Origin of the sequence: Paucibacter soli (genome assembly GCF_037482845.1) — a bacterium.
Lineage (GTDB): Bacteria > Pseudomonadota > Gammaproteobacteria > Burkholderiales > Burkholderiaceae_C > Paucibacter_B > Paucibacter_B soli.
Genome location: NZ_JBBHJW010000008.1, coordinates 201,040 through 223,814, shown reverse-complemented (window position 1 = coordinate 223,814; position 22,775 = coordinate 201,040). Strand labels below are relative to the sequence as shown.

The 22,775-nt window shown below is 66.2% G+C and carries 22 protein-coding genes; 3 read left to right on the top strand and 19 right to left on the bottom strand.

What is annotated here, in order from left to right; genetic code table 11:
• Position 1: 1 nt before the first annotated feature.
• The 14 genes from WG898_RS17475 to aptA form a co-directional block, all read right to left on the bottom strand.
• Positions 2 to 970: a M14 family metallopeptidase gene (locus WG898_RS17475; protein WP_339604071.1), complete on the bottom strand. Its 969-nt coding sequence runs from the start codon at positions 968 to 970 to the stop codon at positions 2 to 4.
• Between the two features lie 43 nt (positions 971 to 1,013).
• Entirely contained in the window at positions 1,014 to 1,925 is a 912-nt protein-coding gene (locus WG898_RS17470; RefSeq protein WP_339604070.1) for a DMT family transporter, read from the bottom strand.
• Between the two features lie 10 nt (positions 1,926 to 1,935).
• The gene (locus tag WG898_RS17465) at positions 1,936 to 3,267 is read right to left on the bottom strand and encodes a type III glutamate--ammonia ligase (RefSeq protein WP_339604069.1); all 1,332 of its coding nucleotides are present in this window, start codon (positions 3,265 to 3,267) and stop codon (positions 1,936 to 1,938) included.
• 27 nt (positions 3,268 to 3,294) lie between these two features.
• Positions 3,295 to 4,788, bottom strand: a complete 1,494-nt coding sequence (locus WG898_RS17460) for an aldehyde dehydrogenase (protein ID WP_339604068.1) — start codon at positions 4,786 to 4,788, stop codon at positions 3,295 to 3,297.
• 9 nt (positions 4,789 to 4,797) lie between these two features.
• Positions 4,798 to 6,180, bottom strand: a complete 1,383-nt coding sequence (locus WG898_RS17455; protein WP_339604067.1) for a DUF3138 family protein — start codon at positions 6,178 to 6,180, stop codon at positions 4,798 to 4,800.
• Between the two features lie 44 nt (positions 6,181 to 6,224).
• Positions 6,225 to 7,106, bottom strand: a complete 882-nt coding sequence (locus WG898_RS17450) for an ABC transporter permease (protein WP_339604066.1) — start codon at positions 7,104 to 7,106, stop codon at positions 6,225 to 6,227.
• Positions 7,103 to 8,026, bottom strand: a complete 924-nt coding sequence (locus WG898_RS17445) for an ABC transporter permease subunit (RefSeq protein WP_339604065.1) — start codon at positions 8,024 to 8,026, stop codon at positions 7,103 to 7,105. Before WG898_RS17445 ends, WG898_RS17450 begins: the two co-directional genes overlap by 4 nt.
• A complete protein-coding gene (locus tag WG898_RS17440; RefSeq protein ID WP_339604064.1) occupies positions 8,023 to 9,117 on the bottom strand; it encodes an ABC transporter ATP-binding protein in 1,095 nt (364 codons plus the stop codon). Before WG898_RS17440 ends, WG898_RS17445 begins: the two co-directional genes overlap by 4 nt.
• A gap of 8 nt (positions 9,118 to 9,125) precedes the next feature.
• Positions 9,126 to 10,250 carry a polyamine ABC transporter substrate-binding protein gene (locus tag WG898_RS17435; RefSeq protein WP_339604063.1) on the bottom strand — a complete coding sequence of 375 codons (1,125 nt, stop codon included), beginning with the start codon at positions 10,248 to 10,250 and terminating at the stop codon, positions 9,126 to 9,128.
• A 115-nt stretch (positions 10,251 to 10,365) separates the two neighbouring features.
• On the bottom strand, positions 10,366 to 11,769 hold the full coding sequence (locus WG898_RS17430; protein WP_339604062.1) for an aspartate aminotransferase family protein: 1,404 nt from the start codon (positions 11,767 to 11,769) through the stop codon (positions 10,366 to 10,368).
• Between the two features lie 29 nt (positions 11,770 to 11,798).
• On the bottom strand, positions 11,799 to 13,166 hold the full coding sequence (locus tag WG898_RS17425) for a glutamine synthetase family protein (RefSeq protein WP_339604061.1): 1,368 nt from the start codon (positions 13,164 to 13,166) through the stop codon (positions 11,799 to 11,801).
• Positions 13,167 to 13,243: 77 nt separating this feature from the next.
• Entirely contained in the window at positions 13,244 to 14,056 is an 813-nt protein-coding gene (locus WG898_RS17420; RefSeq protein WP_339604060.1) for a gamma-glutamyl-gamma-aminobutyrate hydrolase family protein, read from the bottom strand.
• Positions 14,053 to 15,363 (bottom strand): NAD(P)/FAD-dependent oxidoreductase, encoded by a 1,311-nt coding sequence (locus tag WG898_RS17415; RefSeq protein WP_339604059.1) that lies wholly within the window; start codon positions 15,361 to 15,363, stop codon positions 14,053 to 14,055. Before WG898_RS17415 ends, WG898_RS17420 begins: the two co-directional genes overlap by 4 nt.
• 49 nt (positions 15,364 to 15,412) lie before the next feature.
• A complete protein-coding gene (gene aptA / locus WG898_RS17410) occupies positions 15,413 to 16,720 on the bottom strand; it encodes an omega-aminotransferase AptA (protein WP_339604058.1) in 1,308 nt (435 codons plus the stop codon).
• 146 nt (positions 16,721 to 16,866) lie between these two features.
• Here aptA and WG898_RS17405 point away from each other — a divergent pair, with 146 nt between their 5' ends.
• Entirely contained in the window at positions 16,867 to 17,337 is a 471-nt protein-coding gene (locus tag WG898_RS17405; RefSeq protein ID WP_339604057.1) for an Lrp/AsnC family transcriptional regulator, read from the top strand.
• Between the two features lie 246 nt (positions 17,338 to 17,583).
• Here WG898_RS17405 and WG898_RS17400 read toward each other — a convergent pair whose 3' ends face one another.
• From WG898_RS17400 to WG898_RS17380, 5 genes are all read right to left on the bottom strand, one after another.
• A complete protein-coding gene (locus WG898_RS17400) occupies positions 17,584 to 18,468 on the bottom strand; it encodes a DMT family transporter (RefSeq protein ID WP_339604056.1) in 885 nt (294 codons plus the stop codon).
• Positions 18,469 to 18,545: 77 nt separating this feature from the next.
• Complete coding sequence (locus WG898_RS17395; protein ID WP_339604055.1) at positions 18,546 to 19,235, bottom strand: Bax inhibitor-1/YccA family protein; 690 nt, start codon at positions 19,233 to 19,235, stop codon at positions 18,546 to 18,548.
• 35 nt (positions 19,236 to 19,270) lie between these two features.
• Positions 19,271 to 20,023: a TerC family protein gene (locus WG898_RS17390; protein WP_339604054.1), complete on the bottom strand. Its 753-nt coding sequence runs from the start codon at positions 20,021 to 20,023 to the stop codon at positions 19,271 to 19,273.
• Between the two features lie 80 nt (positions 20,024 to 20,103).
• On the bottom strand, positions 20,104 to 20,424 hold the full coding sequence (locus WG898_RS17385; RefSeq protein ID WP_339604053.1) for a hypothetical protein: 321 nt from the start codon (positions 20,422 to 20,424) through the stop codon (positions 20,104 to 20,106).
• A 26-nt stretch (positions 20,425 to 20,450) separates the two neighbouring features.
• On the bottom strand, positions 20,451 to 21,239 hold the full coding sequence (locus tag WG898_RS17380; RefSeq protein ID WP_339604052.1) for a ferritin-like domain-containing protein: 789 nt from the start codon (positions 21,237 to 21,239) through the stop codon (positions 20,451 to 20,453).
• Positions 21,240 to 21,284: 45 nt separating this feature from the next.
• Here WG898_RS17380 and WG898_RS17375 point away from each other — a divergent pair, with 45 nt between their 5' ends.
• Entirely contained in the window at positions 21,285 to 21,809 is a 525-nt protein-coding gene (locus WG898_RS17375; RefSeq protein WP_339604051.1) for a gamma carbonic anhydrase family protein, read from the top strand.
• On the top strand, positions 21,809 to 22,774 hold the full coding sequence (gene hslO / locus WG898_RS17370; RefSeq protein ID WP_339604050.1) for an Hsp33 family molecular chaperone HslO: 966 nt from the start codon (positions 21,809 to 21,811) through the stop codon (positions 22,772 to 22,774). Before WG898_RS17375 ends, hslO begins: the two co-directional genes overlap by 1 nt.
• Position 22,775 lies beyond the last annotated feature (1 nt).

Here is a 22,775-nt window from a genome sequence, read left to right as displayed (position 1 = left end):
TTTAGCCAAGCCGCCGATCACTCGCTCGCGCCAGGTAAAACCACTCATGGCCGGGCAGGGCTTTTGAATTCGGGAACACGATGCGTCCATCGGCCGGCGCCAGCACCGGCGCTCCGTCGTGGCGCGTGCCGATGCGCTCTCCCTCGGTGATCGCGTCGAAGCTGGCCCATTCACGCTCGAAGCGGTCGCCCTCGTGCTGGCGGTCCACCACCTCGTAAAGCCTGAGCAATTCGGGCGGGTTGGCGGGGCGGTGCGCATCAACGGTCTCGGGCGCCAGCATGCCCAAGAGCACCAGGGTGCGCAGGATGGCGCGGTAGGCCACCTCGGGGGCCTCGGGGTCGGCATGCTGGCCGCATTCCAGCGTCACGCCATAGCCGCCGCGTGCACGCATGTACTCGGTGGTGCCCATGCCGTAATGGGGATCCTGGTGGGGTGCGCCTTGTTCGGCGCGGCGGCGCAGCCCCAGCTCGTAGGTGGAGAGCCAGCCCTCGACGATGCGTGTGGGGCCCAGCGCCGCGGCCAGTGCGGCCTCGGCCGCGGCATGGGCAAAGGGTTCCAGCTCGCCCTGGTTGTCGCGCGGGCCCAGCATCACGAAGGCTTGACCCTGGCCCTGGAAGGAATGCAGGTCCAGCAGCACCTCATGCGCGGCCAGCAGGGGGCAGAGCCGGTTGGCGATGCGGTCCTCGACGTCCTGCGGGATCGGGCATTCGCGCAGATTGCGGTTCAGGTTGCGCTGGCCCTCGCGCTCGCCGCGCTGGTAGGCCAGCGGGTTGACCACCGGCACGCAGGTGAGCGTGCCGCGCAAGAGGCGCAGCGCGCCGCGGTCGAGTTGTTCAAGCAGGCGCGTGATTGCCAGGCTGCCGCAGATCTCGTTGCCATGCACGGCGCCGGTGACGAGCAGGCGCGGGCCTGCGGCCAGGCCGGCAAACTGGTGGATGCGCAGATGGGTGGGGGTGTCGGGGCTCGTCATGGCGCGATGGTAGGGCAGCCGCGCGGCGCCATACCATCGCTTTTCATTGCTGCCCCATGCCTTGGCTGCGCTCCGGCCAGGTGGCCAGCAGCACGCCGAGCAGGGCCAGCGCATAGGCCAGGGCCTGCAGCGCGCCGATCGCCTCGCCCAGCGCCAGCAGGCCCACCAGGGCGGTGGCAATCGGCAGGAAGACCATGAAGACGCCGGCACGCGCCGCCGGCACCTGCTGCAGGCCGTGCATCCACAGCCACACCGTCACCATGCTGGCGGCGCTGGCGTAGAAGGCAAGCAAGCCCCAGCTGGCCAGGCTCACGGCAGCGAAGTTGAACTGCCAGGCCTGCCACAGCCCCAGCGGCGTCACCAGCACAAGGCCCCAGAGATTGATCAGGGCGCTGATGCGGCGCGGGGGCAGGTCTTGCGTGAGGCGCTTGCCGATGACCACATAGCAGGCTTCGCACAGCACCGCCGCCAGCACCAGCAGCGGACCCCAGCCGCTGTCCGCGCCGCTGCCGCTGTCAGCGCGCGTGAGCGCCACCAGGGCAATGCCGGCCACGCTCAGCGCCACCCCCATCAGCACGCGCGGTGCGATGTGCTCGCGCAGCAACAGCCAGCTCAAGCCCGCCACCGCCGCCGGTATGCCCGCCAGCAGCACGCCGGCCACCACCGCCGAGGTGCTGCGCAGGCCATAGAGCAGGCAGATCGAGAACAGGAAGTTGCCGATAAAGGATTCCAGGAACAGCAGGACGCGCGTGCGGCGGTCCATGCTGGGCTCGTGCGGCGCGCGCCGCAGCCAGCTCAGCATCAGCACGGCCGCGAAGCCAAAGCGCAGCCAGGCCAGCAGAAACACCGGGAACACCAGCACCAGCAGCTTGGACAGGCCCACATAGCTGCCGACCAGGCCGGTGCTGAGGGCCAGGCTGGCATAGGCCAGCCAGGGAACGCGAGCGGAACTCAAACGGCGGGCTTCAGAAGCGTTCGGCGTACTGCTGCAGTTCCCAATCACTCACATGGCGCGCATGGGCCAGCGCCTCGGCGCGCTTGAGGCGCAGGAACTGCGCGCGCAATGTCTCACCGAGCGCCGCGCCTATCACCGCATCAGCCTCCAGCGCGTCCAGGGCCTGGTCCAGCGATTGCGGCAGCAGGGCAATGCCGCGCTGGCGCAGCGCCGGCAGCGTGAGCTCGAACAGATCGTCCTGGCAGGCCGGGGGAGGCGCCAGGCGACGCTCGATGCCGTCCAGCCCTGCGGCGATCAGGCCCGCGGTGGCCAGATAGGGATTGGCCGAGGCGTCCGGCAGACGCCATTCGAAGCGGCCCTTGAGCGTGCGTACCAGGGCCGTGCGGTTGTTGGGGCCATGGGCTACATAGGCGGGTGCCCAGCTGGTGCCCGAGAGCGATTCGCCCACCACCAGGCGCTTGTATGAGTTGACGGTGGGCGCGGCCAGCGCGCACAGCGCCGCCGAGTGTTCCAGCACGCCAGCGATGAAATGCTGCATCAGCGCCGCGCCGCCCGGGGCCGGCTGGCCCGGATGGTCCTCGAACATGCACTGCGCTTCATCGGCCTCGCCGCGCCACATCGAGACATGGAAATGCATGCCGCTGCCGGGTTGATTGGCGAAGGGTTTTGGCATCATCGAGAACACGGCACCATGCTGTTCGGCGATCGCCTGGGCGGCGAGCTTGAACAGCATCAGGTGGTCGGCGCTGCGCAGCGCCAGGTCATGGCCGAAGTTGAGCTCGTACTGGCCTTGCGCGTCCTCATGGTCGATCTGCAGCACCTCCAGTCCGCTGCTGGCCAGGGCCTTGTGCAGCTCGCGCAAGAGGCTTGCCTGGCGTGGCAGCGTCTTCAGATCGTAAGAAGGCTTGTCCAGCCCGTCCTGCGCGTCAAAGGGCAGGTAGCCGGCCTGTGCATCGCGGCGCAGCAGGAAGAACTCGGGCTCGATGCCGGTGCGCAAATACCAGCCATGCTTGGCGAGCTGCGCCTCGGCGCGGCGCAGCACCTGGCGTGGGCAGGCGTCAAAGGGCGCGCCGGCCACATAGCCATCACAGACGATGCGCGCATAGCCGGGCATCCAGGGCAGCACCTGGGCCGTGCTGGCGATGCCACGGCCCCAGTACTCGCTGCGTGGGCCGGTGCGCGGCAGGCCGGTGCCGGCGATCGAGGGGCCGGAAAAACCGGCGCCCTCGGTGAGCAGCTGGTCGAGCTGCTCGATCGGCAGGTACTTGCCCTTGGCGACACCATGGATGTCGGTGAACTGCGCCAGCAGGGTGTGGACCTGGGCGGAACGGAGTTGTTGCAACAGGTCTTTCACGCTGGGGTCCAGGGGTCAGGTGTTGTTGATGCGCAGCCAGGTGGTCTTGAGCTCGGTGTACTTGTCAAAGGCGTGCAGGGACTTGTCGCGCCCGTTGCCCGACTGCTTGTAACCACCGAAGGGTACGGTGATGTCGTCCTCGTCGTATTGGTTCACATGCACGGTGCCGGCACGCAGCTGGCGGGCCACGCGATGTGCGCGGTCCACATGGCTGCTCCAGACGCTGGCCTGCAGACCGTAGCTCGAATCATTGGCCTGCGCAATCGCGTCGGCCTCGTCCTTGAAGCGCAGCACGCTCATCACCGGGCCAAAGATTTCCTCGCGCGCGATCTTCATCTCATTGCTGACGCCGGCGAACACGGTGGGCTCGACATAGAAGCCGCCGCTCTCGCTGCGCGCCTGGCGACCTCCCACGACGGCCTTGGCACCCTCGCCATGGCCGGCCTCGATATAGCTCATCACGGTGCGCAGTTGGCCGTCGTCGACCAGCGCGCCCATCACGGTGGCGGGATCCAGCGGGTCGCCCGGCTGGTAGGCCGGCGTCTCGGCCGCCACCAGGGCCACGAACTCGTCGGCAATGCTCTCGTGCACCAGCACGCGCGAGGGCGCGTTGCAGCTCTCGCCCTGGTTGAAGAACATGCTGCCGGCCACGGTCTGGGCGGCGCGCTTGAGGTCGTCGAAATCGGGGAACACCAGAAAGGCCGACTTGCCGCCCAGCTCGTTGTAGACGCGCTTGAGGTTGGAGCGGCCCGCATACTCCAGCATCTTGCGGCCCACCCGCGTGGAGCCGGTGAAGCCGATGGCGTCCACATCGGGGTGCAGGGCCAGGGCCTCGCCGGCCTCGTGGCCAAAGCCGGGCACCACATTGAACACGCCCTCGGGCAGGCCGGCCTCGAGCGCCAGCTCGGCCAGGCGCAAGGCGGTCAGCGGCGATTTCTCGCTGGGTTTGAGCACCACCGAGTTGCCCGCCGCCAGCGCCGGCCCGAGCTTCCAGGCCGCCATGATCATGGGGTAGTTCCAGGGCACGATGGCACCTACCACGCCCATGGGCTCGCGCTGGATCAGCGCCAGCGCATTCGCCCCGGTGGGCGCGATCTCGTCGTAGATCTTGTCCACCGCCTCTGCATACCAGGCGATGCAGCGCGCCGCCGCCGGCACGTCCACGCTGCGCGAGTACTGGATGGGCTTGCCCATGTCCAGGGTCTCCAACAGGGCCAGCTCATCGCGCGCCGCCATGATCTTGTCGGCAAAGGCGAGCAGCACCTTCTTGCGCGCGGCCGGCGCACGCCCGGCCCAGCGGCCATCGTCGAAGGCGCGGCGCGCCGCCGCCACGGCGGCGTCAACGTCGGCGGCCAGACCGCGCGAGACCTGGCCCAGGCTCTTGCCATGCACGGGCGAGATGCAGTCGAACTGTTGGCCTGCCTGGGTCTCGACGCGCCGGCCGTCGATGACCGGGCGACCGTCTATCGTCAGCGCCGCGGCGCGCTCATGCCAGTTGATGCCACTCATGCTTGATCCTTAGAACTTCACGACCACGGACGCACCCAGCAGGCTGTTGCTCTTGCGGAAGCTGCCGTCCTTGACGAACTCGAACACCGACTGGCTGGCGCGGTCGTAGCGGTACTCGAACTTGAATGTGGTGGCGAGGTCGTAGGCGTAGTTCATGCCCAGCGCCAGCGCGCTGCGGTTGGCACCGCGCTCGGTGTCGCCGAACAGCAGGTCGCCGGTGGTGGCGTCGCGGCCCAGCATCTCGGGGCCGATGCCGTTGCGCGGGTCGGCGCCATAGCCCAGCAGGCCGCCACCGTTCTTGTTGTTCTTGACGTAGTCCAGGCGTGCCACGCCTTCCAGTCGCGGCGTGAACTTGTAGGCCGCCAGGGCCGAGAGTCCCAGCCACTTGGCCGTGCGCAGCTCGCCGGTGTCGGGGTCGGGCGTGACGGCCGCCTGCTTCTGCATGCCATAGCTCAGCTGGCCCTGCAGGGTCCAGTCGCCGCGGATGAAGTAGGCGTCGGCCTCGAACAGATTGAGTGCCGTGTTCTTGGTGCCGCCCACCAGATTCGCCGCCTTGCCATGCACGCCGGCAAAACCGAAGCCCTGGAACTCGCCCTTGGAATAGTCGACGCGGTAGGCCAGCACCGGCGACTTTTCGCCGGCCGACTGCATCGACGCGTTCATATTCGCCAGCATGCCCTTCATGATCCACTTGCCGCGCGTCAGCTCCAGGCCGGCGCCGGTGTAGGCGGTGGGCAGGGTGAAGTCGAACAGCAGGTTGTGCGTGATCAGCTTGTTGAGCGTGGGCTGCAGCATTTCATAGCCCGACCAGTCGGGCGTGTGGCCTGCGATGAAGCGGGTTTGCAGATCGCCCAGCGGGACCGAGACCGTGGCCTCCTGGATGATGCTGCCATTGCCCATCACGCTGTCGGTGCCGCGGTTGGGCGAGAGCGTCAGGTGCCAGCGCGTGCCGCTCTCGGTTTCCTTCAGGAAGTCCAGGGCCATGGTGCCCAGGTAGGAGTTGTCGTAGTTGTAGCCGTCGCTGGACACGCTGTTGAGAAACTGGAAGCCGGCACGGTTCTGCGCGCGGTTGGCGATATAGGCGGGCTCCACATAACCGCTGATCTTCAGCTGCTTGTAGCCCAGCGCCTCGGAGGCGTCTTCCAGCGCCTCGGTCTTGACGGCGATGCGGTTGAAGTCCTGCACCTGTTGCGGGGTCATGCCCCATTGAGCCTGGCTGGGCGCGGGAGCGGGCTTGGACTCGGCGGCCTTGAGGCGCTCTTCCAACTGGTTGACGCGATCGCGCAGGGCGCGCAATTCCTTGAGCAGGTCCTCGTTGCTTTGGGCCTGGGCGCTGCCTGAGAAGGCTGCGGCAAGGGCGAGCGTGAGGGAGGCGAGCTGTGGGGCTTTCATCGAGTACTCCTCTGTGGGTATATGGTGCGAATTGAGCTTGTCGTTCAACCGCCGCGCTGGGCGTCGGCCATTTCCTGGGCGCGGCGGCGTTCCTGGCGCGCGATCAGCACGCTGGCCAGGATCACCCCCACCGAGACCACCAGGATGATCACGGTGGCCACCGCATTGATGCTGGGCGAAACGCCCAGCCGGGCGCGCGAAAAGATCACCAGCGGCAGGGTGGTGGCGCCCGGGCCGGACAGGAAGGCCGAGAGCACCACGTCGTCGAGCGAGAGCGTGAAGGTGAGCAGCCAGGCCGACATCAGCGATTGCGCAATCATCGGCAGGGTCACCAGCATGAAGACCTGGAAGGGCTTGGCGCCGAGGTCCATCGCGGCCTCCTCCAGCTGCGGGGGCAGGTCTTGCAGGCGCGCGCCTATCACCACCGTGGCATAGGCCAGGCCCAAGAGCAGGTGACCCAGCCAGATGGTGAGCATGCCGCGCTCGGGGAAGCCCAGGGCGCGCTGCATCGACACCAGCATCAGCAGCAGCGACAGGCCCACAATCACCTCGGGCATCACCAGCGGTGCGTTGACCATGCCGGCGAACAGGGTGCGGCCCTTGAAGCGCTTGTACTTGACCAGCGCGAAGGCCGCGAAGATGCCCAGCAGCACCGAGCTGCAGGCGGTCACGAAAGCGATCTGCATCGACAGCCACAGGCCGGTGATGACCTCGCGGTCCTGCAGCAGCTGGCCATACCACTTCAGCGTGAAACCGCCCCAGACCGAGGCGATGTTCGAGTCGTTGAAGGAGTAGATGATCAGCGCCAGGATGGGCAGGTAAAGGAACACATAGCCTGCACCCAGCCAGCCGCGGCCGAACCAGCGTGTGGCCTGCGGGCCCAGGATGGCGCGCTTGGCTTTGATGGTGGTGGCGCCGCTGCTCATCGCTTGGCCTCCTGGCTCTCCGCCTGGTATTTGTTGAAGATCGCCAGCGGCACGATGATCAAGAGGATCATCACCACCGCCACCGCCGAGGCCATCGGCCAGTCGTTGTTGCTGAAGAACTCATCCCAGAGCACGCGGCCAATCATCAGGGTCTGCGGCCCGCCCAGCAGCTCGGGGATCACGAACTCGCCGACGCAGGGAATGAACACCAGCATCGAGCCGGCGATGATGCCGGCCTTGGACAGCGGCACGGTGATGCGCCAGAAACCCACCCAGGGTGTGGCACCCAGGTCGGCAGCGGCCTCCAGCAGGCGCAGGTCCATCTTGGCCAGGCTGGCGTAGAGGGGCAGGATCATGAAGGGCAGGTAGGTGTAGATCATGCCCACCACCAGCGAGAAGGGGGTGTTCATCAGCTTGCCCAGCGCCGGGATCAGGCCGGCGGCCAGCAGCAGCTGGTCCAGGCCCAGGGCCTCGATCGCCTCGGCCACCCAGCCATGTTCGCCCAGCAGGCCCTTCCAGGCATAGACGCGCAGCAGAAAGCTGGTCCAGAAGGGCAGCATCACCAGCATCAGCAAGGCCGGCTGGAGGGTGCCGCGCGCACGCGCCATGAAGTAGGCGAAGGGGTAGCCGATCAAGAGGCAGCCCACGGTGGTGACGGCCGCGTACTTGAGGCTGGCTACATAGGACAGGAAGTAGAGATCGTCCTGGGTGATGAAGAGGTAGTTGCCCAGCTTGATCGTGAGCCTGAGCATGCCGTCGGCATAGCTGATCAGGTCCTTGAAATGGACGGTCTCCATTTCCGAGACGCTGATCTTGGCCACGATCACAAAGGGCAGGGCAAAGAAGATCAGCAGCCAGGCATAGGGCAGGCCGATCACGGCCGTGCGGCCGCGCAGGCAGCGTTGCAGCAAGTTAGTCATTGGGTCAGCACCACCTGGGCTGTGGGCGACCACGAGGCCCAGACCTCCTGGTCCCAGGTCAGCGGCTCCGTGCGGTAGCGGGTCTGGTTGCTCTCGCTGACCTTGATGATCTGGCCGCTGGGCAGTTGCAGGTGGTAGACCGTGAAGGCACCGAAGTAGGCCAGGTCGCGTACCTTGCCAAGCACCTGGTTGTACTCACCCTCGGGCTTGTCGGCGGTGAGCTGGATCTTCTCGGGCCGCAGCGCCACGCCCACCGCCATACCGGACACACCGGTGATGCCGTGTCCGACCAGATGCCGGCAGTCCTGGCAGTCGATCACCACATGGTCGGGCTCGTCCACCGAGAGGGTGCCGTCCATCATGTTGACGTTGCCGATGAAGTCGGCCACGAAGCGCGTAGCGGGAGTTTCGTAGATGTCCACCGGCGCGCCCACCTGCAAGACCTGACCCTCGCTCATCACGGCGATGCGCGAGGCCATGGTCATGGCCTCTTCCTGGTCGTGGGTGACCATCACGCAGGTCACGCCCACCTCTTCGATGATGTTGACCAGCTCGATCTGGGTTTCCTCGCGCAGCTTCTTGTCCAGCGCGCCCAGCGGCTCGTCCAGCAGCAGCAGCTGCGGCTTCTTGGCCAGGCTGCGTGCCAGCGCCACGCGCTGTTGCTGCCCGCCCGAGAGCTGGTGCGGCTTGCGCTTGGCGTACTTGCCGAGCTGCACCAGCTTGAGCATGGCCTCGACCCGGCTGGCCACCTCGTCCTTGGGGCAGCCATCGCGCCGCAGGCCGAAGGCGATGTTGTCCCACACCGTGAGGTGCGGGAACAGCGCATAGCTCTGGAACATCATGTTGATGGGCCGCGCATAGGGAGGCATGCCCGCGAGGTCCTGGCCGTTCAGGATGATGCGGCCGCTGGTGGGTGTCTCGAAGCCGGCCAGCATGCGCAAGAGCGTGGTCTTGCCGCAGCCGGAGGAGCCCAGGAGGGCAAAGATCTCGCCCTTCTGGATATCGATCGAGACATGGTTGACGGCGACGGCGCCGCCGCCGAAGTCTTTCACCACGTCCTTGATCTGCAGGTATGCCGGGGTCGCGCTCATTATTGCCTTCAGAGTCCAGTCTTGAACGAGGTGTACATGCGCGTCATGGTGCGGCGGATGTCGTTGTTGATGGCGTCGGGTGCGGCCATCTTCTTCATGTCGGCGTCGCTCAGGAACACGCTGGGGTTGTTGGCCACCTCGGGTTTGACGAACTTCTTCGCTTCCTTATTGGGGTTGGCGTAGAAGACCTTGTTGGTCAGGCCGGCATGCACCTCGGGGCGCAGGATGTAGTTGATGAACTTGTGCGCGTTGCCGGGGTGGGGCGCATCGGCCGGGATCACCATGGTGTCCATGAAGATGATGCCGCCGGTCTTGGGGATCAGGGCCTGGATGTTCTGGCCGGTCTTGCCGTCGATGGCGCGCTGGCGCGCGATGTTGATGTCGCCCGACCAGCCCAGCGCCAGGCAGATCGAACCATTGGCCATGTCGTTGATATAGCCCGATGAGCTGAACAGCGTGACAGAGGGGCGGATGGATTTCAGCAGCGCCGGCACACCGGCATAGTCGCCCTGGTTCTTGCTGTAGGCCGACTTGCCCAGGTAGTGCAGGGCGGCGGGGATGATCTCGGTGGCGGAATCGAGGAAGCTGACGCCGCAACTCTTGAGCTTGCTGATGTACTCGGGCTTGAACACCAGATCCCAGGCGTTTTCGGGCATGGGTGTGGAGCCGAGTGCGGCCTTGACCTTGTCGACATTGATGCCCACGGTGGTGAAGCCCCACAGCCAGTTCACCATGTACTCGTTGCCCGGGTCCAGCTTGGCGAGCTGGGCCTGCACATCCGGGTCCAGGTTCTTGTAGTTGGGGATCTGGCTCTTGTCGATCTTGCGCAGCAGACCGCCGTCGGCCTGCAGCTTGGCCCAGTAGGACGATGGCACGACCACGTCGTAGCCGGTCTTGCCCGCCACCAGCTTGGCGTGGACGATTTCGTTGTTGTCGAAATTGTCGTAGCGCACCTTGATGCCGGTTTCCTTCTCGAAGTTTTTCAGGGTGTCTTCGGCGATGTAGTCGGACCAGTTGTAGACATTGAGAACCTTCTCTTCGTCCTGCGCGCGGGCCGCGCCGGCCCATAGCGTGGCGGTGGCGGCGAGGATCAGGCTCAAGGAAGTGGCAAGGCGGGGCAGACTCGGTTTCATCGGGATACTCCGTATCGATTGAGAGCAAACGCTGGATGGGGATGGATCGGCTCAGTCTAGGGCGGCCCCGTGAGCCACCCCATACCTCAAAACCCGGGGGTGTGGGGGCGCTGCTTCAGAGCCAGCCCCGCTCGCGTACTTCGGCGAGGGTCAGGTCCAGGCAGCGGCGTATCAGCGCCATCATTTCGTCGATCTGGGGCCGCGTCATCACCAGCGGCGGGGCGACGATCATGCGATCGCCGACGGCGCGCATGATGAGACCGTTGCCAAAGCAATGGGCGCGGCAGACCATGCCGACCTCCAGCTCGCTGGCAAAGGTGGTGCCGGGCTTGGACTTGACCAACTGCACCGCGCCCATCATTCCGCAGGTCTGGGTCTCGCCCACCAGCGGGTGGTCGTTGAGCTCGGCAAAGCGCTCGGCCAGATAGGGGCCGATATTGCTCTTCACATGGTTAACCAGGTTGAGCTGCTGGATCAGCTTGATATTGGCCAGGGCCACGGCGCAGGCCACCGGGTGGCCCGAGTAGGTGAAGCCGTGGTTGAACTCGCCGCCATCGTCGATCAGCGCCTTGGCCACACGCTCACCGACCATCACGCCACCCAGCGGCACATAGCCCGAGGTCACGCCCTTGGCAAAGGTCATCAGATCGGGGCGTGTACCCATGGTCTCGCAGCCAAACCAGTTGCCGGTGCGGCCGAAACCGCAGATCACCTCGTCGCTGACCAGCAGGATGCCGTACTTGTCGCAGATGCGCTGGATCTCGGGCCAGTAGGTCGACGGCGGCACGATCACGCCACCGGCGCCCTGCACCGGCTCGCCGATGAAGGCGGCGACGCGCTCGGGACCCACTTCGAGGATCTTCTCTTCCAGCCAGCCCGCGGCCTTGATGCCGAAGTCCTCGCGGCTCATGCCCTGGCCCAGCTCGAACCAATGCGGCTGCTGGATGTGCACCACGTCGGGGATGGGCAGGCCGCCCTGCGCATGCATGCCGCTCATGCCGCCCAGCGAGGCGCCGGCCATGGTCGAGCCGTGATAGCCGTTGATGCGGCCGATGATGGTCTTGCGCTCGGGCTGGCCCTGGATGTCCCAGTAGCGCCGCACCATGCGCACCACCGTGTCGTTACCTTCCGAGCCCGAGCTGGTGAAGAACACATGCTTGAACTGCGGTGGTGCCACCTCGGCGAGCAGCTCGGCCAGCTCGATGGCGGGCGGGGTCGAGGTCTGGAAGAAGGCGTTGTAGAAGGGCAGCTCCTTCATCTGCTGCGCCGCTGCGTCGATCAAGGCCTGCTGCCCGTAGCCGGTGTTGACGCACCACAGGCCGCTCATGCCGTCGAGGATCTTGTGGCCCTCGCTGTCCCAGATGTAGATGTTCTCGGCCCGGGTGATGATGCGCGCGCCCTTCTTGGCGAGGCCGCCATGGTCGGTGAAGGGATGGAGGAAATGCTTGGAATCGGCTTCTTGCCATTCCTTGGTGCTTCGGCTCGCGGCGCGCTGCGCCGCCTGAACAACATGGCTCATGAGGGGTACTCCGAAAAAGGGTTTGGGGCTTAGACGTGCAGCAGCAGGTGCTCGCGTTCCCATGGGGAGATCACTTTCATGAACTCCGCATACTCGATCTCTTTGATCTCGGTATAGACGGTGACGAAGGATTCGCCCAGCACGGCGGCCAGATCCTTCTCGTTGCGCAGCAGCTCCAGCGCTTCGCCCAGGCTGCGCGGCAGCTGGAAGTCACCCAGATAGGCATCGCCCTTGCACTCGGGCGTGGGTTCGATGCGGTTCTTGATGCCCAGATAGCCACAGGCCAGGGTGGCGGCCAGGGCCACATAGGGGTTGGCATCGGCGCCGATCACGCGGTTCTCGATGCGGCGCGCCTGCGGCGGCGCCAGCGGCGAGCGTATGCCCACGGTGCGGTTGTCGGTGCCCCATTGGATGTTGATCGGCGCGGCGGTGAAGCGTGCCAGGCGCCGGTAGCTGTTCACATAGGGCGCGAACAGCGCCATCGCGGCGGGGATGTATTTCTGCAGGCCGCCGATGTACCAGAAGAACTCCTGGCTGGGGCTGCCGTCCTCGTTGCTGAAGAGGTTGCGGCCGGTGGCCTTGTTGATCACGCTCTGGTGCACATGCATGGCGCTGCCGGGTTCGCCGGCAATCGGCTTGGCCATGAAGGTGGCGAACATATCGTGGCGCAGCGCCGCCTCGCGCACCGTGCGCTTGAAGAAGAACACCTCGTCGGCCAGGCCCATGGGGTGGGCGTGGAAGAAGTTGATCTCCATCTGGCCGGCACCCACCTCGTGGATCAGGGTGTCGACATTGAGCTCCATCTTCTCGCAGTAGTCGTAGACATCCTCGAAGAGCGGATCAAACTCGTTCACCGCGTCAATCGAATAGGCCTGGCGCGAAGTCTCGGCGCGGCCGCTGCGGCCCACCGGCGGCTTGAGCGGCATGTCGGGGTCGGTGTTGCGCGCCACCAGATAGAACTCCAGTTCGGGCGCCACCACCGGGTCCCAGCCCTCGGCCTCGAACAGGTCGCAGACGCGGCGCAGCACCGAGCGCGGCGCAAAGGGCACGAGCTGGCCCTCGCGATCGAAGCAGTCGTGGATGATTTGCGCGGTGGGGTCCACCGCCCAGGGCACCAGGCGCGCCGTGGTCGGGTCGGCGCGCAGATGCATGTCCATGTCGTTCGGGCTGATGACGTCGTAGTAGGGCCCCTCCTCGGGGAACTCGCCCGTCACGCCCATGGCCACCACCGCCTCGGGCAGGCGCATGCCACGGTCTTCGGTAAATTTCTCGCGCGGCAGGATCTTGCCGCGTGCCACACCGGTGAGATCGGGCACCAGGCACTCGATCTCGGTGACGCGATGCTCTCGGAACCACTGTTCCAGTTCGGCAAAGCTACGTTCTGTTCTGACCACCATGTTTCACCTCATCTTCTGGTCTTGGCCCCAAACTCCTGGGGCTGCGGATTGCTTGAATCGGACAGGGGTCAGCGGCGCTAGGTCTCGGGGTCGCGGATGTAGTCGTGGCGGGGTTCGCGCACGCTGTCTCGGTAGTCGCGGCAGGCCTGGCCAAAGGCCTCGAAGAGTTTCATCGAGACCGGGTTGCTGGACGCCTGCCATTCGGGGTGCCATTGCAGGCACATCGAGAAGCCGCGCGCGGCCGCGACGCTGAAGGCTTCCACCAGGCCATCGGGCGCCACCGCTTCGATGCGCAGGCCCGGAGCCAGTTCATTCACGCCCTGGCCATGCAGGGAGTTGACGCTGATGTTGCGATGGCCCAGCAAGGCCTCCAGGCGTCCGCCGGGCAAGACCTGGACCTGATGCTGATCGGCGTAGGCAATCTCGGGGGGCTGGCCTTGCGGGGCGCGGTGGTCGCGCAGGCCCGGCTGCTCCTGCACGGCCTGGTGCAGGGTGCCGCCCAGGGCCACATTGGCTTCCTGAAAACCGCGGCAGATCGCGAACAAGGGCATGCCCAGCCGCAGCGCCTTGGGAACCAGGGGCAGGGTCCAGGCGTCGCGGTCGGGGTCCAGCGGCAGCTCGGGGTTGTGAACCTCTTCACCGAAATGGCTGGGGTGCACATTCGAGGGCGAGCCGGTCAGCAGCACGCCGTCGGCCAGCGCCAGCAACTCGTCAATCTCCTCGGGTGTGGAGGCGGGTACCACCAGGGGCAGGCAGCCGGCCAGGCGTACCGCGTCGATGTACTTCTTGCCGACGATGTGGAAGGGGTGCTCACCCACCTCACGGTTGCAGGCGGGCACCAGCACCACGGGCTTGCGCTGGGACTTGGGGGATGAAGAGCCGGTACTCACAGCATGTCCTTCAGTCGGTAATACGCCATGCCCAGTACCAGGGCGGGCGTACGCATCAGTTTGCCACCCGGGAAGGGATGGTGGCGCAATTTGGCAAAGGTGTCGAAGCGGCTGGCGTCGCCATGCATGGCCTCGGCGACGATGCGGCCGGCCAGGCCGGTGAGCGCCAGGCCATGGCCCGAGAAGCCTTGCAGATAGTAGACGTTGCGGCGCTCGCCTAAGCGCCCAAAATCAGGGGCGCGGTTCATCGAGATGTCGACGAAACCGCCCCAAGCGTATTGCATGGCCACGTCCTGCAGCTGCGGAAAGCTTTCCAGCAGGCGCGCGCGCATGCTGTTCTTCAGGCCCGGTGGCGTGACGGTGCTGTAGCTCACCCGCCCGCCATAGAGCAGGCGGTGGTCGGCCGTGGGGCGGAAATAGTCCAGCACGAAGTTGGTGTCGCACACCGCCGAGCGGCTCGGGATCAGGGCCTGCAGGCGCTCGGGCGCGATGGGCTCCGAACACACGATATAGGTGCCCACCGGCATGATGCGTGCGCCCAGCCGCGGGGCCAGTGCCGGGGAGATCTCGTTCAGATAGACGTTGCCGGCCAGCAAGACCTGGCGCGCCCGCACCTGGCCCTGGGCCGTGCCCAAGGTGAGCTGGTCGCCTTCGTCCATGCGGGTGACGGGCGTCTGCTCGTAGATGCGCACGCCCGCGCGCGCCGCCGCCGCGGCCAGGCCCAGGCAGTACTTGAGCGGGTGCAGATGGCCCGAGCGCGCGTCGTACACGCCAGCGTGAAAGCGCGGGCTGTCTATCCATTGCCGCATCACGCCCGGGTCTATCCATTGCAGCGGATAGTCGTAGAGCGCGGCCATGCGGTCGGCCCAGGCGCGCAGCTCGGTGGCCTTGCGCGTGCTGGTGGCCAGGCCCAGATAGCCGCTCTGCCATTCGGCATCGATGTGATGGCGCGCGCAGCGCTGGCGTATCAGGTCCAGGGCCTCGATGCCCATGGCCCAGATGCGCTTGGCTTCGGCCAGGCCCAACTGCGCCTCGATGGTTTCCTGGTCGCAGGCCAGGCCATGAATCGCCTGCCCGCCGTTGCGGCCCGAGGCGCCCGAGCCGACTTCGTTGGCCTCCAGCAGCACCACCGTCATGCCGCGCTCGGCCAGCTCGATGGCGGCCGACAAACCCGCGAGCCCACCGCCCACGATGGCGACATCGGCTTCGATGCTCTCTCGCAGTGGCGCGTATTGCTGGGTACGCGGCGCGGTAGCCACGTAATAGGAGTCGCGCGTGAGTTCGCGGTCGGTGCTCAGGAGGCTCATAAGGTAGGCGCTAGGCAGGTCCTCGTTAGGGTTGACGGCGTGGGGCTCGTCAGGCCGCGCGGCGCAGCGCGGCGCGCAGGGTGTCAATCAGGCGGTCGATATGGCTGTGCTCGATGATCAGCGGCGGGCTCAGGGCCACGGTGTCGCCGGTGGTGCGCACCAGCACGCCCTGCTCGTAGCAATCGAGGAAGACGTTGAAGGCACGCTTGGCCGGTTCGCCGGGGATCGAACTGAGTTCGATACCGCCCACCAGGCCGATATTGCGCACATCGATCACATTGGGTTCGCCCTTCAGCGAATGCACCGCTTCGGCGAAATAACCCTGCAGTTCGGTGGCGCGCGTCAGCAGGCCTTCCTCGGCATAGGTGTCCAGCGTGCCGAGTGCCGCGGCGCAGGCCAGCGGGTGGGCCGAGTAGGTGTAGCCGTGGAAGAACTCGATCAGGTGCTCGGGTCCGCTCATAAAGGTGTCGTAGATCTCCTGCTTGGCGAACACCGCGCCCATCGGCACGCAGCCGTTGGTCAGGCCCTTGGCCACCGTCATCAGGTCGGGCGTGACACCGAAGGTCTGGGCGCCGAAGGGATTGCCGGTGCGGCCGAAGCCGGTGATGACCTCGTCGAAGATCAGAAGGATGCCGTGCTTGTCGCAGATCTCGCGCAGGCGCTGCAGATAACCCTGCGGCGGCACCAGCACGCCGGTGGAGCCGGCCACCGGCTCGACGATCACTGCGGCAATGGTCGAGGCATCGTGCAGGGCGATCAGCCGCTCAAGGTCTTCGGCATACTCCGCGCCATGCGCGGGCTGGCCCAGCGAGAAAGCATTGCGCGCCGGGTCATGGGTGTGGCGGATATGGTCCACACCGCCCAGCATGGTGCCGAACATCTTGCGGTTGGCGACCATGCCGCCCACCGAGATGCCGCCGAAGTTCACACCATGGTAGCCGCGCTCGCGGCCGATCAGCCTTGTGCGCGCGCCCTCGCCACGCACGCGGTGGTAGGCGATCGCCATCTTCAGCGCGGTTTCCACCGACTCGGAACCCGAGTTGGTATAGAACACCTTGTTGAGGCCGGCGGGGGTCAGTTCGACCAGGCGCTCGGCCAGTTCGAAGGCCTTGGGGTGTGCCATCTGGAAGGGCGGCGCAAAATCCAGCTCGGCCGCCTGCTGCTGGATCGCCTGCACGATGCGCGGGCGGTTGTGGCCGGCGTTCACGCACCACAGGCCGGCGATGCCGTCCAGGATCTGGCGGCCCCGGTCGTCGGTGAAATACATGCCGTCGGCGCGCGTCAGGAGTCGGGGCGACTTCTTGAACTGGCGATTCGCCGTGAACGGCATCCAGTAGGCGTCGAGCTTCTTGGCCATGTTTTTGTCACTCCTTGCGTTTCCTGCACTGCCATGAAGTCTAGGCAAGGGCACGCGCAATGTGTGAGCGCTCTGGCGCAGGTTAAACCCCTGGTTTCGCAATATGCTGCGATAAGATGGAGTCCTGTTCGCAGAATATTCGAAACATGAGCTCAGAAGTGCAACTGGATGCGATTGACCGCGGCATCCTGAACGAGTTGCAGAAGGACGGCCGTATCTCCAATGTGGAGTTGGCCCAGCGGGTGCACCTCTCGCCCTCCGCCTGTCTGCGGCGCGTCAAACAGCTCGAGGACAGCGGCGTGATCGCCCAGTATGTGGCCTTGGTGAACCCCAAGGCGGTGGGCAAGCAGGGCACCAGCTACACCATCATCAACCTGGAGCGCATGACGACGGCGGCCCTGGCGGCCTTCGAGCAGGCGGTGCTGGCCTGCCCCGACATCCTTGATTGCTTCTACGTGGCCGGCACCAACGACTATGTGATCCGCTTTGCCTACAAGGACGCCGAGGACCTGGAGCGCTTCCACACCCATGTGCTGATGCAGCTGCCCGAGGTGGCGCGCTCGAACTCAATGCTGGTGCTGCGCACCATCAAGAAGACCACCGCCTTCGAGCTGTGAGCGCGGTGGCTTGGAAGTTTCAGCCGCCGATCAACAAGGCCAGCGCGCCGTAGGCGAAAAAGCCCAGTGTGGCGGCAAGGATGCCGGTCTCGACATGGGCGGGTTCCAGGACCTCGTGAAATATCTGGCTCATGGCACATCTCTCCTTGTTTGTTGACAGGGGATAGTGTCACCCAGATCAGTGAAAACCCTATGACAAAGTCCAGGGTTTACCCGGGCCTTGTGCGCATGGCGGATCGGCCAGGTTCAGCGACGCCTGAGCATGGGCAGCAGCTGCACCGCCACCATGCTTAGAAAGATCAACGCGCAGCCGGCCAGGCCGGCGCTGCTGAGTCGGTCGCCCATCAGCCAATAGCCGAAGATGGCGGCGAACACGGTCTCGGAAGAGAGGATGATGGCGGCGTCCGCCGCATGCGCGTAGCGCTGCGCCACCACCTGGGCGGTGAAGGCTACGCCGACCGAGAACACCCCGGTGTAGAGGATGGGCCAGGCGGCCGCCCGCAGGCCAGTCCAGCTGCTGGGCTCGGCCAGCAGGGCATAGCCCAGCGCCAGCAGGCCGCAGACCAGGAACTGGCCGCCGGCCACCAGAAAGGGGGCGGACATGCGGTCGGCCACGCGGCCGACCATCAGCACATGCACGGCCCAGGGCAGGGCCGAGGCGATCACCCAGCTGTCGCCCAGGCCGATCTCAAGCTTGTGGGCACCCGAGAGCAGGAAGGCACCCACCAGGCAAGACATGGCCCCGGGCCAGACCGACCAATGCGGCAGATGGCGCAGCAGCAGATAGCCCAGCACCGGCACCAGCGGCACATAGAGAGCGGTGAGAAAACCGGCGTTCGTGACGGTGGTGCTGGCGATGCCGATCTGCTGCATCGCCGCGCCCATCAAGAGCAGGCAGCCCAGGCCGGCGATCTTGCCGGCGTCGCGGCGCCCCAGGGGCTTGCCTGCAGCCTGCAGGCCGCGCCATTCGCGCCACATCAAGGGCGTGACCACCAGCGCGCCGACCAGAAAGCGCACGCCGGTGAACATCATTGGTCCCACATCGGCCATGCCATGGCTTTGCGCCACAAAGGCCGAGCCCCAGATCAGGGCGATGACGATCAGCAGCAGATTCGCTTGGATACGGGACACGGGGGGTACTGCTCAAAAAGAGGAAGGGCGGGATCATACGTCCCGCCCCAGCCCTGCCTTGTTGGCTGCTTGCTTGCTTACTCGTCGCGGCTGCCAAAGATGCCCAGCAGCGCGAGCAGCGACTGGAACACGTTGTACAGGCTCAGGTAGACGCCCAGGGTGGCGCTGATGTAGTTGGTCTCCAGGCCGTCCTGCACGCGCTTGAGGTCATGCAGGATGAAGGCCGAGAAGATGCCAATGGTCAGCACCGAGAGCGTGATCATCAACGCGCTGGACTGCAGGAAGATATTGGCCACACCCGCCACCAGTACCATGATCATGCCGATGAAGAGAAACTTGCCCATCGAGGACAGGTCGCGCTTGATCACGCTGGACAGCGCGGCCATGCCGAAGAAGATCAGGCCGGTGCCGGCGAAGGCGGTCATGATGAGGCCGGCGCCATTGGCCAGACCCAGCACCGTGCCAATCAGGCGCGAGAGCATCAGCCCCATGAAGAAGGTGAAGCCCAGCAGCACCGGCACGCCGGCGGCAGAGTTCTTGGTCTTCTCGATCGCAAACATCAGGCCGAAGGCGCCGGCCAGGAACACGATCATGCTGATGCCTGGCGACATGGCGCGCACCAGGCCGGTGGACACGCCAATCCAGGCGCCCAGCACCGTGGGGACCATCGAGAGGGCCAGCAGCCAGTAGGTATTGCGCAGCACGCGGTTGCGTTCGGCGCTGGAGATCATGCTGCCGGCGCTATAGCTGTAGACGTTTTGGTTCATGACAGGGACTCCTTGGAGTGAAGAAGAAACAGTGATCAGGTCTGGGCCCGCAGCGCCTGGCGCTTGCCGCGGGCGCGGATATTGAGCGACTCGACAGCGAGCGAGAAGCACATCGCGGCATAGAGGTAGCCCTTGGGCACATGCTGGTCGAAGGCCTCGGCGGTGAGCGCCATGCCCACCATCACCAGAAACGCCAGCGCCAGCACCTTCACCGAGGGGTGGCGGTCGACGAATTCGCCGATCGGCCTGGCGGCCACCAGCATCACGCCCACCGAGGCCACCACCGCGGCGATCATCACGCCGATCTGGTCCACCATGCCCACCGCGGTGATCACCGAGTCGAGCGAGAACACGATGTCGATCACCGCGATCTGGCCGATGATGATCCAGAACAGGCGCTGACCGGCGGCCTTCAGCGCGACGTCGTCGGTGGCCGGTGGCACATCCTGCTCGCGTGCCTCCACCTCCACAAAGATCTCATGCGAGGCCTTGTAGAGCAGGAACAGGCCGCCCAGGAGCAGCACCAGATCGCGCCCGCTGATGCCCTGGCCCATCACGCTGAAGAGATCGGCGGTGAGGCCCATCACCCAGCTCAGGCTCAGCAACAGCAAGAGGCGCGAGACCATCGCGAAGCCCAGGCCCAGGCGCCGCGCGCGGTCGCGCTGCGCGGCCGGCAGCCGCCCCACCAGGATGGAGATGAAGATGATGTTGTCGATGCCCAGCACGATTTCAAGGGCGGTCAGCATCGCGAACGCGAGCCAGATATTGGGGTCGAGTAGAAATTCCATGATGGCTACAAAAGGGCAACGGGGGCGGCGTGCGGCCGACCTTCCCGGGATGGGCGCGGCAGCGGGCCGCGCAGCAGGCTTCAGGCGCTGAGGGCTGGGGCCTGGGCCTTCGGAGGGCGCTGCGGCCCCTCCAAGTAGGGCGCCGGCGCCGGCGCCATGCTGAGCCCGGCGGGGCATGCCGCGGGCATCGCTGCCAGCCCGGACGGCCGCCATTGGGCGAACAGCTCGGGCGCTTCCAGCGCATCGTCGCCGCTTGCAGCCTCCTGGCCATCGTCGGCAAGATCCGGGCAAGCCACCAACAGTTCCGGCTGCGCGCTGTCGCCCAGCACTTGCGCTGCGGCCGGCACGGCGGCGCACAGCAGCAGGGCGTGGACAAGGATGACGATGCAGCGGAGGAACATGTGGCGCACAGTCTAGCGTGTCGCCGTCAGCCTTGCAGATAGGCCAGTTCTTCCGGGCTGAAACCTGCCGCCGAGCGCGCCGGCAGGTTGAAGGGAGGGCGCAGGCGGGGCGCCGCGTAGCGCGCCACCAGCTCGGGGTAGAGGGCGACGGCGTCCAACCCGCGCTCGCGGCACAAGTGCCGGTACCAGCGGTTGCCGATCTCCACATGGCCGATCTCGTCGCGCAGGATCACATCGAGGATTTCCACCGCGCGCAGGTCGCCGGCGCGCCGCAGCTTGTCCTGCAGCGGCGGCGTGGCATCCAGGCCGCGCGCCTCCAGCGTGCGTGGCACCAGGGCCATGCGCGCCAGCACGTCGTCGCGGGTGCGCTCGGCCATGGACCAGAGGCCGTCATGCGCGTCGAAGTCGCCATAGGCATGACCCAGGCTCTGCAGATGCTCGTGCAGCAGGCCGAAGTGCAGGGCCTCCTCGCTGGCCACGCGCAGCCAGTCCAGGTAGTAGGCGGGCGGCATGCCGGCAAAGCGCCAGACCGCATCCAGCGCCAGATTGATGGCATTGAACTCGATATGGCAGATCGCGTGGATCAGACCGGCGCGGCCGGCCGGGGTGAAGGGCGAGCGGTTCGCAACCTTGATCGCCGCCACCAGGCGGGGCCTGTCGGGGCGCCCCGGCAGGCCGGGCGGGGCTTGCAGCTGCGCCTCGCAGTCCAATGTCAGGCTGCCCTGCGCGGCGGCATAAAGCGCGCGGGCGGCGGCGGCCTTGGCCGCTGGATCGACGATGCGCAAGACCTCGAGCGCGCGGTGACGGGTTTCCATCCGTAAAATTATCCCCTTTTGCCCAGACGGCCCAGGAGTACGGCGATGGCGATTTACCAGTTGGGCGAACTCAGGCCCGAAGTTGCAGGCAGCGCCTGGGTGGCCGACAGCGCCCAGGTGATAGGCCGCGTGACGCTGGGCGAGGACGTGAGCATCTGGTTCAACGCCGTGCTGCGCGGCGACAGCGACAGCCTCAGCATCGGCCGCGGCAGCAATATCCAGGACGGCTCGGTGCTGCATGCCGACACCGGTTTCCCGCTGGTGCTGGGCGAGAACGTCACCGTCGGCCACCAGGTCATGCTGCATGGCTGCACGGTGGGCGACAACAGCCTGATCGGCATCGGCGCCGTGGTGCTGAACGGCGCGCGCATCGGCAAGAACTCGCTGGTGGGCGCCGGCTCGCTGGTGACCGAGGGCAAGGTATTCCCCGACGGCAGCCTGATCATGGGCAGCCCGGCCAAGCTGGTGCGTGAACTCACACCCGAGGCCATCCAGGGCCTGGCGGCCAGCGCGGCGCATTACATCCACAACGGCCAGCGTTACGGCGCCGAACTGAAGAAGATTTCCTGATGAGCGAGTTGCACAAATTCCTGTTCGAGGGCCTGCCGGTGCGCGGCATGCTGGTGCGCCTGACCGGCGCCTGGCGCGAGCTGCTGAAGCGCCGCGAAGCGGTGGGTCAGTTCCCGCCCGAGGTGCGGGTGCTGCTGGGCGAGATGGCAGCGGCGGGCGTGCTGATGCAGTCCAATATCAAGTTCAATGGCGCACTGGTGCTGCAGGTACTGGGCGACGGGCCGGTGAAGCTGGCGGTGGTCGAGGTGCAGCATGACCTGAGCTTCCGTGCCACCGCCAAGGTGGTGGGTGAGGTGCCGGCGGGCGCCCGACTCGAGGCCATGCTGAATGTGCACGGCCAGGGGCGCTGCGCCATCACCCTCGACCCCAAGGACCGCATGCCCGGCCAGCAGCCCTACCAGGGTGTGGTGCCTCTGCATGGCGACCAGCGCGAGCCGCTGCAAAAGGTCTCCGAGGTGCTGGAGCATTACATGCTGCAGTCCGAGCAGCTCGACACCAAGCTGGTGCTGGCGGCCAACGACGAGGTGGCCACCGGCCTGCTGATCCAGCACATGCCGATCGAGGGCGAGGGCAATCTGGAACGTCAGGCGCGCGCGGCCAGCGACGTCGGTTTTGCCGATGCCTTCAACCGCATCAGCATGCTGGCCGGCACGCTCACGTCCGAGGAGCTGCTGACCCTGGATGCCGACACGATTCTGCGCCGCCTGTTCTGGGAAGAGGACCTGCGCCGCTTCGAGCCGCTGACGCCCAGTTTCGCCTGCTCCTGCTCGCGCCAGCGCGTTGGCAAGATGCTGATGGGCCTGGGGCGCGACGAGGTGGATGGCATCCTGGCGGAGCGCGGCCATGTCGAGATTGGCTGCGACTTCTGCGGCCTGCAGTACAGCTTTGATGCGGTGGATGTGGGCGGCCTGTTCGCCACCGGCCAGGCGCAGCAGGCCGGCGCCGGCGACGCCAGCCTGCAGTGAG